Genomic DNA, 16,955 nt, shown 5'->3' with positions numbered 1-16,955 from the left:
TACTCCCTCTAATGTACATTTTTTTATTATATTTTGAATTGATACACCGACATTTATAAATGATCACTTAGTTTTAATAGGGCGAATGCATTTGATCAACGAGACGAATAACTATTGCTTTGTTCTGCATTTGCTGAATTATTTTAAAGATTTAGTTAAACTGCGATAAACAGCCTCAAATTCCTTCTTAGGTAGGGGTTTGCTTATGTAGAATCCTTGGATCTCATCACAGCCAATTTCTTCTAAAATATCTAAAACTTCTCGGGATTCAATCCCTTCTGCTACTACCTTTAAATTTAATTCATGTGCCAGATACGTAATCGCCTTCACAATTGCAATATCTTCACGATTCTTTGATACTTCATGGATAAAGCTACGATCAATCTTCAATGATTGAATTGGGAATTTTCTTAAGTAATTGAGAGAGGAATAGCCCTTTCCAAAGTCATCGATTGCAACTGTGATGCCCATTTTCTGTAGATATTGTAAACATTCAATGCATTCATCAATATGATCGATGAAACTATTTTCAGTAATCTCGATTTCTAACAGATTTGGCTCAAGACCCGTTTTTTCAATCACATTTGCAACAACCTGCTGGAAGTTAGGCAGGCGAAAATGAAGAGGCGAAATATTTACAGCGACTCTTAATGGTGTAGAAAACCACGAATGATTCCATTTTTTATTTTGCTCACATGCCTCTTCCAACACCCAATTATCAATTTTAATAATGAGTCCAGTATCTTCCGCAATTGGAATAAAACGATCTGGAGGGACATTTCCAAATATCGGGCTATTCCAGCGTAATAGAGCTTCCATCCCGTTAATCTCTCTCGTCACAAGGTCTAACTTAGGCTGAAAATATAGTTCAAGCTCATTATTATCAATCGCTTTTCGTAAATGATTTTCGATTAATAATGCTTCTTCTGTCGTTTGATTCATTGCCTGCTCATAAATACAGTAATGATTTCTCCCTTTCATTTTTGCTGCATACATGGCGACATCCGCCTTTTTTAAAAGAGATTCACAATCCTCTCCATGATCAGGGAAGATACTAACTCCCATACTGCATGTTGTATAGACTTCATTTGTATTTATTTGAATGGATTCCTCAAAAATAGATAAAAGATGCTCAGCATGCTTTATGACTATTTCTTTGTTATCGATACCCGGATAAACAATAATAAATTCATCACCTGCCAGACGATAAATTTTCGCCTCATGATCGGCATAGGATTTCAATTTATTCGCAACCTCAATAAGTAATTGATCCCCTACTGTATGACCAAGCGAATCATTAATTTGTTTGAATCGATCTAAATCTAAGAACAACACAGCAATTTTTTTATCCGACTTTTTTATCAAGTGATTTAAGTCATCACAAAACTTTCTTCGATTTGGTAGACTAGTCAATAGATCATGAAATGCCATAAATTCTACTTCTTCCTGAACATGATGTAACTCTGTTATATCATTAATACAACCAATAATTTCTACTACCTCACCATCCCGATAGATGGGAGATAAATAGGTTAAGAGCTGTCGATCATGAAATGCATAATTATAAGTAATTGGTTTGCCATCAAATGCTTGATGATATTTACAAATTAACATCTCAGAAATTTCTAGAGGGAAAATTTCCTCTGGCTTTTTATGAAGCATTTTATTATGTTCTAATCCTAAGGTATAACAGAGCTTACCTTCATTTAGAATGTATTTAAAACTTCCATTTTGATCTTTTGCAACTTTGAAGATGAGATTATTCATTGAGTTCACAACATGAGAGAAATCATTTTTCATGGCTTCTACTAATTTTTCCTGCGCCAACTTCCCTTCAGAAATATCTGTTCGAATGGCAATATACATGACCGGCTTGCCTGTTAGATCTTTCAAAGGGACAATCGTTGTTTTTACCCAATAATAAGTTCCGTCCTTTGCCTTGTTCTTCACCTCACTCTCCCAAATATCTCCATGATTAATCGTATCCCACATTTTTTTGAAAAAATGCTTATCATGGTAACCAGAATTAAGAATTCGATGATTTTGTCCTAATAGCTCTTCTCGGGAGTACTTTGAAAGCTCGCAAAATTTATCGTTTGCATATAAAATAGTTCCTTCTGTATTTGTAACAGCAACAATTGCAGATACGTCAAGGGCATATCTTAAATTTGTGTAATCCTCCATGAAAGTACTTATCTTTTGGACATCTTTTTCCATTTCAATTAAACTAGTATAATTTGTTCGGGTATTCTCAAAGATTTTATGTAATGAATTCAACCAAGATTGAACATAATCCTGTTCAAACATTTTCTCACTCCCTTCCTCAAAATAAATATTCATTTTGAGGTAAACATTCTGTTTTCAAACGTAAGAATGATTGTATATTTGTACACAAAGATGCATTGCTTTATTATGTTAGTTCTTTTTTATCATAAATTGTCAATTCCTACAATAATCTGTCGAATTTACATTATATTCATTGTGTAAATACAAAAAGTACTATTATCAAGCATTTATAAAAATCGGTCGGAAATATGTGAAAACTTTGTCATATTTCAACACTTAAAAGGGTCCAGACAATCCAATACAAAGCTTTTGAGTTTTGCTTTTTATCTCTCGCAATTGCTATCAATTCCTGCTCACCTGCAGATCAAACTTACTTTTCAAATCTTGAGCCATTCAAGCTTGCGAAAATAATGATTACCCTTTTGATTAGAATTTTTCCCTCTAACAATAATAGGAACTTTCAGAATAACTCTGTTTAAATATTTTATCTTCAAAATAGCAATTATTCATCCAGATGGTGGATTTCACCTAGCAAATTGTGATACGATCTATAAAGATTAGGAAGTGATAAAAATGATAAAAATTGAAATTCCGTCTCCTGATGTTGTTATTACGAAAAAAAGGAATCAATTAGGAGAAACAAGTGGATCAGAGCTAAGTAGTGTATATGGTTTTATCGATTACCATCTCATTCCTCGTGATAAAGGTGGATTGATCTTATTTTACAACCAAAAGGAAGAGCTCTTATTTGTAGGAAAAGCAAGGAAGTTAAGACCAAGGGTTAAGAAGCATTTTGAAGATACGGTATCCCCTATTTTGAAACATCGGGATGAAGTAACCAAAATTGCTGTTTGTCTTATTGAGGATCCAATGGATAGAGAAATTTATGAGACGTATATCATAAATAAATTAAAGGCTAAGTACAATATTGATAAAGTATTTTACCGTTAAGAACTAAAGCGCAAGCGCCTTGTTCAGCCCCCGACAAGCACAAGCCGATTCTCACGGAAAGGTGTACCTTTACCTTTCTGGGAGAATCGGCTTGTGACCTCGAGCGGGTAGGCGCTCCTCCTATAAGAAATACACTTATAGTCGTGCGATGCTTATGCTGCCGAAGTATTCCTTATGGAGCTAGACGCAGAACATGTCTCAAAGATATCCACAACATTCAAATTTATAATTGCCTTTGCAATAAAAAATGTCGGCTGAATTTTGTTCAGCCGACATTTTTTATTAACGGTAAAGATGATTGATAGGTAATTTTTTGTATAAATGAGTGCAATTTGCAATAATTCGAATTAACTTTTCCAACTAGATGTGACAAGTAAAATTGATATCCTATTTCACCTTTTTCCCCTTCACAAAACGATAGGCGAGATAGGCAATATAAATTGGTGTTGCGATATAAATTAAATAAGGAAAGTTTTCATAAGTCCCTTTATAAATTAAATATAACAAGCAGCCGAGAAAAATCGTTACAATTGTCCCATATTTTGGTAAAGGAATCTCCTTTAAACTTGGGATACGAATTTTACTTACCATTAAAAAGCACATTCCTGTGAAAACAACAGTTGTAATAATCTGTGGAATTTTGTCCCCAAACAATGTCAAAATTGCTAGGATCCCACCTGCAGCGGTGATTGGAACACCTACAAAATAATTCATAGATGATTTTGTTGAGCTAATATTAAATCGTGCTAATCGATAAGCACCGAACAATGGAAATAACCCTGCAACAGCAAATCCTAACATGCCAAATTGATAAAAATATGTATAATACACTAAAAATGATGGTGCAACGCCAAATGTGACAATATCCGCAAGAGAATCAAGTTCTTTGCCCAATGTACTATCAGCATTGAGCATTCTCGCTAGTCTTCCGTCCATGCTATCTAACATCATTCCAATTAAAATTAATACAGCTGCATTTTTAAATTCCCCACTTGCAGCAAAACCAATTGATAAAAAACCGCAGTATAAATTCCCTAATGTGACCATATTTGGGATTGCTTTTGTTAATCTCACGTGATGTTATCACTCCTATTAATTTTCTTAGCATATGTTAAAAATCGTATTTCACACAAAACAGAATGGATATAAGGATTATACCATTTTATTGCTTTCAGAAAATAAAAAGTTTATGAAAGCATCAGCTAGGTTCAGCTGATGCTTTATTTGTTGTTTATTTTTTAACTTGTATATTTGTTCGCGGCACTATTCCATGCTCATTTTTTGCAGGAGCTGGAACTGGTTCACCCATTCGATCGCCATGCATTTTGACGGAGTACAAGCCATTACTAGTACTCTGATAGATGCTTTCTTGATCTCTGAAGAGAGAAAAATGTTTTAATTCATTCACTTCAAGCACTGGTGTTAAACAGCAGTCCACGTTTGTACCAAAATCTACCCACTCTTGTAAGTACCGGCTTTTAAATAGAGCTTTCATTTCCATATAGATTGGATTGTCATTTTCTGTCTTTGAAAAATGGGCATCCGTCCATTCCTTCTTTCCGATTGCATGACAAAAGTTCTCCCAAAATTTCCTTTCAAGTGCACCCATTGTTACATATCGTTGGTCCTTCGTTTCATAAATAGCATATGATATAATCTGTCCATTTAAAAAAGAAATACCCGAAGAATCACCTGTTTCTTGTTCTATCAGAAGATGATTCCCCATGATGGATGCAATCACCGATGCCATTGAAATACAATGATATCCTCCTTTACCGGTTTGTTCTTTTGAAAGGATAGCCGCCAATATTCTTTCACTCGCTGCCATTCCTCCCATATAATCAGCTAGTTGAATTGATGGATGTATAGGTTTTCCTGTTTCATCCTTCAATTGGGCAAGCACCCCACTAATTCCCATATAATTCAAGTCATGGCTGCCTAATGAATGATATTGTCCTTTTTCTCCATATCCTGTTAAGGAGCAATAAACAATATCTTTTTTATATTTTGTTACGGTTTCATAATCAAGACCTAATTTCTGCATCACGCCTGGGCGGAAGCTTTCGAGAACAGCATCTGCCGTCGATATTAATTGAATGGCTAGCTCGTAATCTCCTTCCTCCTTCAAGTTAAGTGTAATGCTTTTCTTTTGTCGATTATTTGCTAGAAAAACAACACCTGTGCCTGCTCTTTTTATCCCAAGATTTCTTGCAGGGTCTCCTTCTGGAGGTTCTATTTTTATCACTTCAGCCCCTAGCTCAGCTAATCGCATCGTTGCAAAAGGACCAGGCAGATAATTTGAAAAGTCAATAATTCTTACACCCTTTAACATATAATTCCTCCACTAGGCTTCATTTTACAATTGTGTTGAAACGATTTTTGTGTTAATCGCACCTCTCTTTTTCTCCATTTATCCTCTAAGATTCCTTATAACAGACTTACTGTCCATTCACACGAGTTAAATCCTCAAGCCTTTTACGGAGCATGAACTTTTGAATTTTTCCACTTGCATTTCTAGGTAATGCATCACAGAAAACATATTTCCGCGGTCGTTTATAATTGGCCAGTTCTTCACTGTTTTTGCATAATTCATCAAGCATTTCTTCGTTAAGGGTTGGATCCTTTCTAACAACAAATGCAGTAACAAGTTCTCCCCAGCGATCATCAGGCTGGCCAATGACTGCTACATCAAGAACTCCTTTATGTGTATATAATACATCCTCTACCTCTCGGGGATAGATATTTTCTCCTCCACTAATAATCATGTCATCCACTCGGTCTTTCACCCAAAGATAGCCCTCATCATCCAAATAGCCAATGTCACCAGAATAATACCAGCCTTTATACAATGATTTAGCTGTTGCTTCCTCATTATTATAATAACCGCTCATCATGCAAGGGCCTTGTACAATAATTTCTCCTGTTTCTCCTGCTGGAACTGTATCATCTGGATCAGTTCGCCCATTTTCATTTGGCCGGATAATACGAATCTCATGGTTCAAGCATGCCTGACCCGCTGAGCCAGCTTTACTAATTTGATCGTCATCCGTTAAAAATGTAATCGCTGGTCCCATTTCAGTCATTCCATATGCCTGTACAAGAGATATTCCTAATTTTTCCTTACATGCATAGACAAGTGCTGGTGCCATCGGCGCAGCACCATACAGACCAATTTTTAAGCTATTGAGCTGATAGTCTTGAAGATTTTCTTGAAGAAGCATATTCCACATTGTAGGTGCAGCAAAAAACTTCGTGATTTTCTCTTCGGTGATTAATTGGAGTACTTTCTGTGGTTCAAAATGATGAAGGATTGTATTTTTTGCTCCGACATGGACTCTAGGGAGGAACGCACAATGAAGCTCTGCACAATGAAACATCGGAGCCGTTACTAGTCCACTATCATTGCTATCAAGTTGTGTAGCACTAATGACAATTAAGCTTTGCTCAACCATATCACGATGACTATGGAGTACTCCTTTAGGTCGCCCCGTTGTTCCACTCGTATACATAATGGCGTAAAGATCCTCTTCTTGGACATTAGCCTTAATGGATGCTCTTGATGCTGAGGCTACTTTCTCCTTATAGCTGGCTGCGTATGCAGGAATTTCATCATCAATCATCCAAAAAGCTGTATGGGGAAAACGATTAACAATTGGAGAAATAGTCGATTCAAGCATCTGTTCAATCAAGACAACCTTTGGCTTTGCATCATTCAAAATGTATGCTACTTCCTCAGACATTAGGCGGAAATTAATAGGATTAAAAATGGCTCCTAATTTTGCACAGGCAAAAAAAGTTGTTGCTAGTTCCTCTGTATTGAATAAATAGGTAGATACAATATCTCCTTTTTTTACCCCTTCTTGTAAAAGAGCATTGGCAAGCTTATCGACTTCAAGGCTCCATTCTTTATAGGTGAAACGCAAATTCTTTCTCACATCATATATCGCTTCTTTATTTGGATGCTTCCCCACCGTTAAATCAAAAATTTTCCCAATCGTAATCGTCATCTCTCATGCCTCCTTTTATTTAGAGGAGTCTCATTATGAAATAAGACTCCTATATAACTTAGTTCAATCGTTCAATGATAGTTGCATTCGCCATGCCATGTCCCTCACACATTGTCTGCAGTCCATAACGACCACCCGTTCGCTCTAGTTCATGCATCATTGTCACCATAAGGCGAGCCCCGCTTCCTCCAAGTGGGTGACCTAAGGCAATCGCTCCACCATTTGGATTCAATTTAGCTGGATCTGCACCTGTTTCCTTTAGCCATGCAAGCGGTACTGGCGCGAATGCTTCATTCACTTCAAAAGTATCAATCTCGTCAATTGTTAATCCAGCTTTTTTCAATACCTTTTCTGTTGCTGGAATCGGTCCAGTAAGCATTAGGGTTGGATCTGAACCAACAACCGTTCTTGCTAAAATACGAAACCTTGGTTTTAACCCCAATTCTTCGGCTTTCTCTCTTGACATAATCAGCAGTGCTGCTGCTCCATCGCTAATTTGACTCGCGTTCCCCGCATGAATAACCCCATTCTCCTTGAACACCGTTTTCAGACTGCCCAACTTTTCAACGGTTGTTTCCTTCCGAGGGCCAGCGTCTTCCACTACCTTGATTGATGTACCATCAGGTAATGTCACATCAATTGGAAAAATTTCTTTTGAGAAATAACCAGCCGCTTGCGCATTTAATGCTTTTTGATGACTTTCATATGAAAATTGATCCAATTGTTCACGAGTAAATTGATATTTTTCGGCAATTCTTTCTGCTGAAAGACCCTGATGAATAATTTCATGCTGACTAGTTAATTTATCACTGAAAGGAACGCCTTGATAGCTAGAGCCAATTGGAATTCTTGACATGCTTTCCACACCTGCTGCAATAACAACATCCATATCACCTGCAAGAATCGCTTGTGCAGCAAAATGAACAGCCTGCTGACTTGATCCACACTGACGATCAATGGTCGTGCCTGGCACTTCAATAGGAAATCCTGCAATAAGTGAAGCAACCCTAGCAATATCCCCACTTTGCTCCCCGATTTGCGATACACAGCCCATAATGACATCCTCAACGATTGCCGGATCAATTTCAGCTCGATCAACTAATGCTTTCAAGGCTAGTGCAGCAAGGTCATCCGCACGAATATCCTTTAAATCACCATTCCTTCTGCCTACTGGTGTACGAACGCCTTCAACAATAACCGCTTCACGCATATTAATTCTTCCCTTCTAAAGTCCAAGATTTTTGGCAATAATCACTTTCATAATTTCATTCGTTCCTGCATATATGCTTGCAACCGGAATATCTCGATATCTTCTTGCAATCTCGTATTCTTCCATATAGCCATATCCCCCATGAAGCTGCATACAATCTGTTGCTATTTTCCTTGCATTTTCTGTTAATTTCCATTTGGCCATAGAGACTTTTGTGACAACATCCTTTCCTTTCATATGTTCAACAATCAGCTGATCAAGGAAGGCTCTGCCCATTTCTATGTCTGTTGCCATCTCGGCAATCTTAAATTGTGTGTTCTGAAAACGGCTAATTGATTTCCCAAACGCTTCACGCGATTTTACATAATCAATGGTCATCTTCAGCATTTCTTCTGCCGCAATTTGAGCTGCAATTGCAACAACGAGGCGTTCCTGCTGCAACTTTTCCATTAAATATAAGAAGCCCTTCCCTTCTTCTCCGATTAAATTTTCCTTTGGCACCTTACAGTCCTCAAAAATTAATTCAGCTGTATCTTGGCAATGAAGGCCAATTTTATTTAGCTTTCTCCCCCTAGAGAAGCCCTGTGTATTGCGTTCGACTGCTAATAGGCTGATGCCTTTATGAGCTGGAACCGCATTAGGGTCCGTTTTACAAGCTATGATAATGAGATCAGAATGTATGCCATTCGTAATAAAAGTCTTCTGTCCATTCACAATATAATGATCGCCTTCTAATTTAGCTGTTGTTTTAATCCCCGCAAGATCGGAGCCTGTCCCAGGTTCTGTCATCGCAATCGCAGTGATCATTTCACCAGTTGCACATTTTGGTAGCCATTTCTGTTTTTGCTCAGTTGTGCCATAAGCAGTTATGTATGGAACGACAATATCATTATGAAGCCCAATACCAACAAGTCCTGAACCAACACGTTCCAGTTCTTCATTAATAACAACCGCAAATCCAAAATCAACCCCGCTGCCTCCATAGTCCTCATCAATAGTCGGACAAAGAAAACCTTGCTCCCCCATCTTCAGCCAAAACTCACGAGGAATCATTCGTTCTTCCTCCCATTTTTCATAAAATGGATAGGCTTCCTTATCCAGAAATTTACGTAATGACTGACGAAATATTTCATGCTCCTCTTTTATATATGCTGATGTCAAATGAATGACCCCTTTCAGTATTTATATTTATGCTTATATTCTATTGTACAATATTTATTGTTTTTTGAACATTTAGAATTCATTTAGTGAGTTAATTTTATTCAAACATAAATGGTAGAATTGGAGGTAGAAAATGATCTAGGGAAGAGATGGAATATTGTTGATTCATACTCTCTTAGGATCGAGAGGCACAGCACTGATCGGTTGGGGGATGAGGTTGAGCCTCCATCGGATAAATAGGCGGAAAATTTCCGCTTATTTCGTAATTATTAATAAAAAAAGCCCATATAAGCGGAGAAATTCCGCCTATTGTCTTGAAAAACTCAAAAATAGGGGATTTCCCATTAAATAGGCGGATAATTTCCGCTTATCACCGCCGAAAAGAGCTGCTTTCTGCATTTAACCGGAAAATTCCCGCTTATTTTGCTTATGCTCGCTACTCGATTAAGAACAAGACATCTTATTGGGGTAGAAGCAGTAATATTCTTTAGCAAAATTCATTTACATGCCTCATCAACTAAAGAAACGTTAGTTGACGTACAAGACGATAGATCATAAAAAAACGCAGAGGATGTGAAACCTCTGCATTTCACTGTGTATTTTTATAGTTTATAAGTATACAATTTAGCATAATATACCCTTTAAATTCAATTTTTCTACTTTACAACCGAACGACTTAGGTTTATAGGAGCCTCTCCCCTTTTTAGTTAATCATCACCATACTTATCCTCATATCAACTAAATTACTTCATCATTCCCCCATCAACATTCAATACATGTCCATTTATAAAATCGGATTCATCTGAAGCTAGAAATAAATAGGCATTTGCGATGTCAGATGGTTTTCCAAGACGTGGACTTGAAGTAATCATTTTTATTTGCATCATTAACATGTCTGGAATTGTTTTAATCATTTCCGTTTCTATAAATCCAGGTGCGACAGCGTTGACATTAATTCCTTTTTTGCCAAGCTCCTTAGCCCATGTTTTTGTAAGTCCAATCACCCCTGCTTTTGCTGCAGAATAATTCGATTGGCCGATATTCCCGCCAACACCAGCAATGGACGAAGTATTAATAATTTTCCCCTTTTCTTTTTCTAACATATACGGGATCACAGCTTGCGTACAATGGAATACACCTGTTAAATTCACATCAATTACTTTTTGAAAATCTTCTACCGTCATTTTTCTTAATGTTTTATCTCTCGTTATCCCAGCATTATTTATTAAAATGTCAATGCTATCAAAATGGCCCATTACCTCTTTTACCATCAGATCTACACTTTCTCGATTCGCTACATCTACTTGAAAAAATTTTATTTTTTGCCCATTTTCTTGTGATTCCTGTTCCGCTTGCAGACCGGCTTCTACGTTATAATCTACTATCGCTACATTTGCTCCTTCATTGGCAAAACGCTTTGCTGCCTCTAGTCCGATCCCATTCGCACCACCTGTTATAATCGCTGTTTTATCCTTCAATCTCATAGTAATCACCCATTATCTTAATTTATTATTCAGAAATATTACTTATTATAACTATAGCATATGGGTGAATACTCATTCACTACTAAAATACTTTTAAAAGGATCAAAGTTTTTAAAAATTTGCACACAGGTTTATAATGTTAAATATTTATTGATTATCAATAAATTTTCTCTTATGCTAGTAATAAATCTGAAAAATATGGAAGCACTTAATTGTTTAAAACAGAATGCAAGCTCGGAGGAATATACATGCTTTATATAAATATAATTGGCTTTCTTGCTATTCTTTTGACTTCTCTAGTAGTAATTATTCTCTTAATCAGGCTATTTCTATTTTTTTCTACTCAAAATAGGTTTCCTAAGAAGAATTTAATAACGGCATTGGTCGGCATCATTTTGACGAGTGGATTATTTTTTTACAACCATTACTTATTTACATTCAATCATCTTAAAGGTGAGTTTTACAAAGGACCAGTTGTTTCTCCAACAAAGATGTATAGTGCGAATGCCTATTTTATGCCCTATGGAGGTGCAGCTGGAGGAGTCAATCTTTGGGTGGAAATAACGGATCATACTGAAAAAGATCAGACAAAAATCATTTATTATAGCGATGCCAAAAGTAACTTTTCAATGGTTTGGAAGGATGAAAGAACGCTTTCAATTATCAATGAGGAAAAAGATTACCCACAATCAAATAGGAGCATTGTATTGAATGTGAATGAAGACATTTATCATGAAAGTGGTCAAGCATGTACAAGCCTATTACTTAAAATCAAATATAAAAACTGCTATCAATACTAATGTTACTACTGGTCTTCGTTTTCTTTCGTCCATAATCAATGGGATTCTCACTACCCATTGATTATGGAGTACTTTCACCCTTATCTTGGCTGCATCCGAATGCCGCCATCTAGTCGGATCGTTTCCCCATTTAGCATTGGATTTGTAATGATACTTTCTGTTAGCATCGCATACTCCTCTGGAAATCCTAGTCTTGAAGGGAATGGAACCATTTTGCCAAGTGAAGTTCTTGCTTCCTCTGGTAAGGAGTCAAACATTGGTGTATGGAATAGCCCTGGTGCAATTGTCATCACCCGAATCCCGTATGTAGCAAGTTCTCTTGCAATCGGCAATGTCATGCCAACAACCCCACCTTTTGATGCACTGTATGCAACTTGACCAATTTGACCTTCGAATGCTGCAACAGATGCCGTATTAATGATCACCCCTCTTTCTCCATGCTCATTTTCCTCGTTATGCACCATCCGCTCAGCTGCTAGTCGGATCACATTAAACGTACCAATTAAGTTAATTGAAATAACTTTTGTAAATAGATCTAATCCATGGACGCCCTTACGGCTAAGAAGCTTTGCAGCAATCCCTATTCCAGCACAATTGACAACTGTATTAATCGAACCAAGTTGTTCATATCCATAGTCTACCGCTCCTTTTACTTCATCTTCCTTAGTAACATCGGTAATTTTATAAAATACGTTTTCCCCCAACTCATCTTTCAGCTTCATAGCACGTTCTTCCGATACGTCTAGAATTAATGCTTTGCCGCCATTCTTCACAATATTTCTCAAAGTAGCTTCACCCAAGCCTGAAGCTCCCCCTGTAATAATTGCTCGACAATCTTTTATATTCATGAATGAACCCCCTATATAAATTATTCATTCACTGACTTCCCCTTTAGATATTAATTATCCTGCTTAAATCTATTTATTTTTTATTTTCTGTAAATAATCTATGGATGAAACAAAGTTATAAAGCACACAAAAAAATGTCCAAAGCATATGCTCTGAACATTTTTTGAAGAATAATTAATTATGCACTGGACCAGCGTTAATAGCTGTTTTTTTCCTTAGTGTCCAAGCGGATCCAATGAAAATAAAGATGGATAAAATTAACGCACCAATAAGCAAATTTCGAATCCATGTGATTTCCATAATTCCTAACATCGAAAATAAAGATGGAATTGTCAATGTAAGCCATGATTGTATTTGCGCGACCATGCCAACAAAATTATCGATTGCCTTCTTCATTGTCATAGTTAAGAAGAATAATAGCCATAAAAATGACCAGTGGATCCAAGTTAGCATACCTAAAACGTCTTGTGACCTAGTAATTGCAACGATTGCATAAACAATTGTAATAATCGAAATCCAAAGCGAAAACCACCCGAGGCCATTTCCGTCATATCCTTTTAAAGTGATTACGCCAAAGTATAAAAAAGTAAAACCAAATAAGTACGTAACCCCATAATTAAAAATCGACAAACTGCTTTGATCTGATACTAGGATTAAGTAAAATGGTGTAACTACTTGTAAAGTCCCAATAAATAAATTAAATACCGCAACACTTTTGCCATTTGCTTTTCCTAATAGCATTAGACTATTTAAGAAAAGAGTGGCACCTGAGAGAAATAATCCGATCGTCCCCATATTAAAACATTTCGCCTCCTCTAGTCATTCTTCGCTTGTACTAGCTTTTCCCAAAAAGAAAAAGCAATTCACCTTCAAAGGTGAAGAGCCTTTTTTAAGAAAAACTAAAGAATAATACTGACAATAATTGATGTCAAGACGCTAACGAGTGTTGCACCAAACAAAAGCTTCAATCCAAAACGTGCAACTGTATTTCCTTGCTTCTCGTGTAATCCTTTAACCGCACCAGAAATGATTCCGATAGAAGAGAAATTAGCAAAAGATACAAGGAACACCGAAATGATCCCAAGTGTACGCTCACTTAATACATGCTCTAATTCAGTTAATTGAATCATCGCAACGAATTCATTCGTCACTAATTTCGTAGCCATAATTCCGCCAGCAGTAACAAGTTCTGAAATAGGAATACCCATAATGAAAGCAAATGGTGCAAAAATATAGCCCAAAATTTGTTGGAATGTGATGCCGAATATTAAATCAAACACATTATTAATTGCAGCAATTAAAGCAACAAAACCAATTAACATGGCAGCAACAACGATAGCCACTTTAAACCCGTCTAATATATATTCACCAAGCATTTCAAAAAACGATTGCTTGTCTCCCTCTTGCACAACAAGCATATCTTCATTTTCGTCCACTGTATATGGATTAATAATCGAAGCGATGATAAAACCACCAAAAAGATTAAGTACAAGTGCTGTAACAACATACTCTGGTTTAATCATTGTCATATAAGCACCAACAATTGACATTGAAACCGTTGACATTGCAGAAGCACAAAGTGTATACATCCGATGAGGAGGCAACTGACCGAGCTGTTTTTTCACGGTAATAAATACTTCAGACTGTCCAATTACAGCAGAAGCAACCGCATTATACGATTCCAATTTCCCCATTCCATTCACTTTACTCAAGACAAATCCGATGCCTCTCATGACAACCGGAAGAATTTTGAAGTGTTGAAAAATCCCAATTAATACAGAAATAAAGACAATTGGTAATAAAACCGTAATGAAGAATGGTGCTTCCCCTTCATTTGCAAGTCCGCCAAATACAAAGGAAATCCCTTCACCTGCGTATTCGAGCAATCTTCCAAATACGTTGGCAATTCCCTTTACAACAACAAGACCAAATTTTGTATTAAGTAGTAAATAGGATAAAACTAACTGAATGATGATCATTGTGATGATTGGTTTGTATTTGATTTTTCTCCGGTTACTACTTGCAAGAGCTGCAAGACCGATAACAACGAGCAAACCAATAATTGCTATAATATATTTCATTTTAAAGCCTCCGTATAAACCAGTTGATATGAATGATTTTAGATTCCGCTTACATTTCTATGTTCAGGTAATAGTGTACCCAAAATGAAGTCACAAAATCAGATACATATATAATTCTTTACATATTCCTTTACTCTCGGTATTTATGTAGCCAGTCATGTTGTCCTAATCTATTCCATTCTATCTTCCTTTCATTACTTCAATAATGAGTGTAAAGAAACTATAACAAGAAATTGAACTTTTGTACATCTGTAAATGAACAAAAGTTAATTTGTGTTCTTAAATTTGTTGTAAAGTTGATAAAATATTGCTATTTTTTTCTATTTTTATCAAATAATGAACATTTGTCAAAATGAATAATTACAAATTTCGAAAATTCATCCTTTAGAAAAAACAACTTTTTCATCAGTATCCATATAGATTTTGTAAAAATAAGGCTCTTTTCTAAAAGATTGTTGTTTTTAAATCAATTGTTAGAATGAATGCTTTACCAACTAGGTCGGTTGATTGGAGCGGAAGGTGCGAGATCCTCAAAAATGCTGTCGCATTTCCTTCGTGCGGTGTGAATTCCAAGAAGCCTACTCAATGTCCTGCGGGATGTGTAGGACAGCTGAGACTCCACAGTAGCGATTGCTCCGAGGAGGCTCAGCGCCTACCCCGCGGAAAGGGAGCAAGCTGGAGCGGAAATCAACCTTTACCAAAATTATGTGTAAAATAGCAATAATATTTGCGAAAACACCCAAAATAAAAAAAACTGCATCCAAAATTGTTAGATATTTTTCAACAATTTTGGATGCAGTTTTTTATAAAATTTGTTTTGATATTCATTTTCAATCATTTTCTAAATACGAATGGGCTCGTATTAATCAAAAAAGCGCTTTCAATCTTTCGCAAGCAGAAATTGTGCAGTATATTGATCGGTTATTAACACATTCGCGTACTTTCCTTTTAGAGCACCATAAATTCCATCAATTTTTTGTGCACCGCCTGCACATAGAATAGAATATTCTTTTGTTTTTAGATCTTCCAATGAAACACCTAGTGTTCTGTCATTTAAATTACGATTGCAGAGCTCTCCATTAATATCAAAAAACCTGGCACAAATATCACCAACCGCTTTCTCTTGGAGCATCTCCAAATCTTCTTCTGTAAAATAACCTAGCTGGAATAAAAGTGATTCATCCTTTACAGGTCCTGAAGTAAATAGAGCAATATTTGCTTCCTTCCCCAGATCGAGTATCTTTTGGATATGACGATCCGCTTCCATTGCTTGTTTTACAAGAACATGATCAACAATAGCAGGAAGCGGCAAATGCCGTGGCACTGTATTAAATGCTTTTCCAAATAAATATAAAATTTCTGAAGCATATGTGTTCGTTTCTGAGTGGCTCACCCCACCCTTTAATTGAATCACGTTGACATCTTTCACAAACTTTTGCTTTAACTCAATTGCAATATGGTAGAGCGTTGTTCCCCATGTAACACCAATAATATCATTGTCTTTAACAATTTCATTTAAGTAAATGGCTGCTTTCTCACCAATATAATTTTTGATAATATGATCTTCGTACTGGGGAATTGATGCAATAATTGCTTTTTTGAGTCCAAACTTTTGTTCAAGCTGTTTGGCGAAGTCTACACTATCCTCAGATGGGTCCATAATATCAATTTTGACAATCCCCTCACTTTTGGCCAATTGCAAAAGCCTAGAAACAGTTGGTCTAGATATCCCCATCTTCTCAGCAATCTCACTCTGTGTAAAATCAAGTAAATAATACATCTTTGCTACATCTACAATTTTCTTTGTTTTTCTTTTATCCATTTAAATCACCTCATGAGTAAGAAAAGCTCGGGAGCATTATTATCAGTAATATACGTAGAAACATCGTCTTACTATTTATTGTATATTCACATAGACTTGCAATCATAAAAATATGGGAACAAAAATTAAATATTAATCAAAGTCCTTAATTTTATAATTATACATCAAATAAATCATATCAGAGGGATTTGAATTTGCATATTAATTTCCTCACAAATCATGCTATACTGATAGAGTCTATTGCCCACCTTCCAATAAACGACAATTGGGAGGTTTTCTGCATTTTCAATTGCTTAACAGAAACG

The 16,955-nt window shown here is 36.2% G+C and carries 13 protein-coding genes; 2 read left to right on the top strand and 11 right to left on the bottom strand.

The features are described 5' to 3' along the window. Positions 1-138: 138 nt before the first annotated feature. Positions 139-2,307, bottom strand: a complete 2,169-nt coding sequence (locus tag J2Z40_RS00800) for a sensor domain-containing protein (protein ID WP_162840482.1) — start codon at positions 2,305-2,307, stop codon at positions 139-141. Between the two features lie 552 nt (positions 2,308-2,859). Between J2Z40_RS00800 and J2Z40_RS00795 the strand changes: the two genes are divergently transcribed. After that, on the top strand, positions 2,860-3,237 hold the full coding sequence (locus J2Z40_RS00795; protein ID WP_066394727.1) for a nucleotide excision repair endonuclease: 378 nt from the start codon (positions 2,860-2,862) through the stop codon (positions 3,235-3,237). A 387-nt stretch (positions 3,238-3,624) separates the two neighbouring features. On the opposite strand, the gene pssA is transcribed toward J2Z40_RS00795, so the two are convergent. From pssA to fabG, 6 genes are all read right to left on the bottom strand, one after another. Beyond that, entirely contained in the window at positions 3,625-4,311 is a 687-nt protein-coding gene (pssA, locus tag J2Z40_RS00790; protein ID WP_066394731.1) for a CDP-diacylglycerol--serine O-phosphatidyltransferase, read from the bottom strand. 157 nt (positions 4,312-4,468) lie between these two features. Continuing rightward, positions 4,469-5,569, bottom strand: coding sequence for a CaiB/BaiF CoA transferase family protein (locus J2Z40_RS00785; RefSeq protein WP_066394734.1), 1,101 nt, complete (start codon positions 5,567-5,569; stop codon positions 4,469-4,471). A 106-nt stretch (positions 5,570-5,675) separates the two neighbouring features. Continuing rightward, complete coding sequence (locus tag J2Z40_RS00780; RefSeq protein ID WP_066394736.1) at positions 5,676-7,244, bottom strand: fatty acid--CoA ligase; 1,569 nt, start codon at positions 7,242-7,244, stop codon at positions 5,676-5,678. A gap of 58 nt (positions 7,245-7,302) precedes the next feature. Continuing rightward, on the bottom strand, positions 7,303-8,454 hold the full coding sequence (locus J2Z40_RS00775) for a thiolase family protein (protein WP_066394738.1): 1,152 nt from the start codon (positions 8,452-8,454) through the stop codon (positions 7,303-7,305). A gap of 15 nt (positions 8,455-8,469) precedes the next feature. Then, entirely contained in the window at positions 8,470-9,615 is a 1,146-nt protein-coding gene (locus J2Z40_RS00770) for an acyl-CoA dehydrogenase family protein (protein ID WP_066394743.1), read from the bottom strand. A gap of 743 nt (positions 9,616-10,358) precedes the next feature. Next, positions 10,359-11,099, bottom strand: a complete 741-nt coding sequence (fabG, locus tag J2Z40_RS00765) for a 3-oxoacyl-ACP reductase FabG (protein ID WP_066394744.1) — start codon at positions 11,097-11,099, stop codon at positions 10,359-10,361. Between the two features lie 248 nt (positions 11,100-11,347). Here fabG and J2Z40_RS00760 point away from each other — a divergent pair, with 248 nt between their 5' ends. Then, positions 11,348-11,899, top strand: coding sequence for a DUF5412 family protein (locus tag J2Z40_RS00760; protein ID WP_066394748.1), 552 nt, complete (start codon positions 11,348-11,350; stop codon positions 11,897-11,899). An 80-nt stretch (positions 11,900-11,979) separates the two neighbouring features. Here J2Z40_RS00760 and J2Z40_RS00755 read toward each other — a convergent pair whose 3' ends face one another. The 4 genes from J2Z40_RS00755 to J2Z40_RS00740 form a co-directional block, all read right to left on the bottom strand. Next, positions 11,980-12,747, bottom strand: a complete 768-nt coding sequence (locus J2Z40_RS00755; protein ID WP_066394750.1) for a 3-hydroxyacyl-CoA dehydrogenase — start codon at positions 12,745-12,747, stop codon at positions 11,980-11,982. Between the two features lie 174 nt (positions 12,748-12,921). Then, positions 12,922-13,542: an AmiS/UreI family transporter gene (locus J2Z40_RS00750; protein WP_066394753.1), complete on the bottom strand. Its 621-nt coding sequence runs from the start codon at positions 13,540-13,542 to the stop codon at positions 12,922-12,924. Between the two features lie 104 nt (positions 13,543-13,646). Further along, positions 13,647-14,828: a NupC/NupG family nucleoside CNT transporter gene (locus J2Z40_RS00745; protein WP_066394755.1), complete on the bottom strand. Its 1,182-nt coding sequence runs from the start codon at positions 14,826-14,828 to the stop codon at positions 13,647-13,649. Between the two features lie 880 nt (positions 14,829-15,708). Next, on the bottom strand, positions 15,709-16,650 hold the full coding sequence (locus tag J2Z40_RS00740; protein ID WP_066394756.1) for a DNA-binding transcriptional repressor DeoR: 942 nt from the start codon (positions 16,648-16,650) through the stop codon (positions 15,709-15,711). Positions 16,651-16,955 lie beyond the last annotated feature (305 nt).

The sequence above is a fragment of the Cytobacillus eiseniae genome (assembly GCF_017874625.1).
Lineage (GTDB): Bacteria > Bacillota > Bacilli > Bacillales > Cytobacillaceae > Cytobacillus > Cytobacillus eiseniae.
Note: the sequence above shows the minus strand (reverse complement) of the source record. Positions and strands in the feature narration are given on the sequence as shown.

Coding starts and splice junctions, on each gene's coding strand:
- J2Z40_RS00745 (WP_066394755.1), bottom strand. CDS start 14,828: ATGAAATATATTATAGCAATTATTGGTTTGCTCGTTGTTATCGGTCTT.
- J2Z40_RS00780 (WP_066394736.1), bottom strand. CDS start 7,244: ATGACGATTACGATTGGGAAAATTTTTGATTTAACGGTGGGGAAGCAT.
- J2Z40_RS00795 (WP_066394727.1), top strand. CDS start 2,860: ATGATAAAAATTGAAATTCCGTCTCCTGATGTTGTTATTACGAAAAAA.
- J2Z40_RS00740 (WP_066394756.1), bottom strand. CDS start 16,650: ATGGATAAAAGAAAAACAAAGAAAATTGTAGATGTAGCAAAGATGTAT.
- J2Z40_RS00800 (WP_162840482.1), bottom strand. CDS start 2,307: ATGTTTGAACAGGATTATGTTCAATCTTGGTTGAATTCATTACATAAA.
- J2Z40_RS00750 (WP_066394753.1), bottom strand. CDS start 13,542: ATGGGGACGATCGGATTATTTCTCTCAGGTGCCACTCTTTTCTTAAAT.
- fabG (WP_066394744.1), bottom strand. CDS start 11,099: ATGAGATTGAAGGATAAAACAGCGATTATAACAGGTGGTGCGAATGGG.
- J2Z40_RS00755 (WP_066394750.1), bottom strand. CDS start 12,747: ATGAATATAAAAGATTGTCGAGCAATTATTACAGGGGGAGCTTCAGGC.
- J2Z40_RS00775 (WP_066394738.1), bottom strand. CDS start 8,454: ATGCGTGAAGCGGTTATTGTTGAAGGCGTTCGTACACCAGTAGGCAGA.
- J2Z40_RS00785 (WP_066394734.1), bottom strand. CDS start 5,569: ATGTTAAAGGGTGTAAGAATTATTGACTTTTCAAATTATCTGCCTGGT.
- J2Z40_RS00760 (WP_066394748.1), top strand. CDS start 11,348: ATGCTTTATATAAATATAATTGGCTTTCTTGCTATTCTTTTGACTTCT.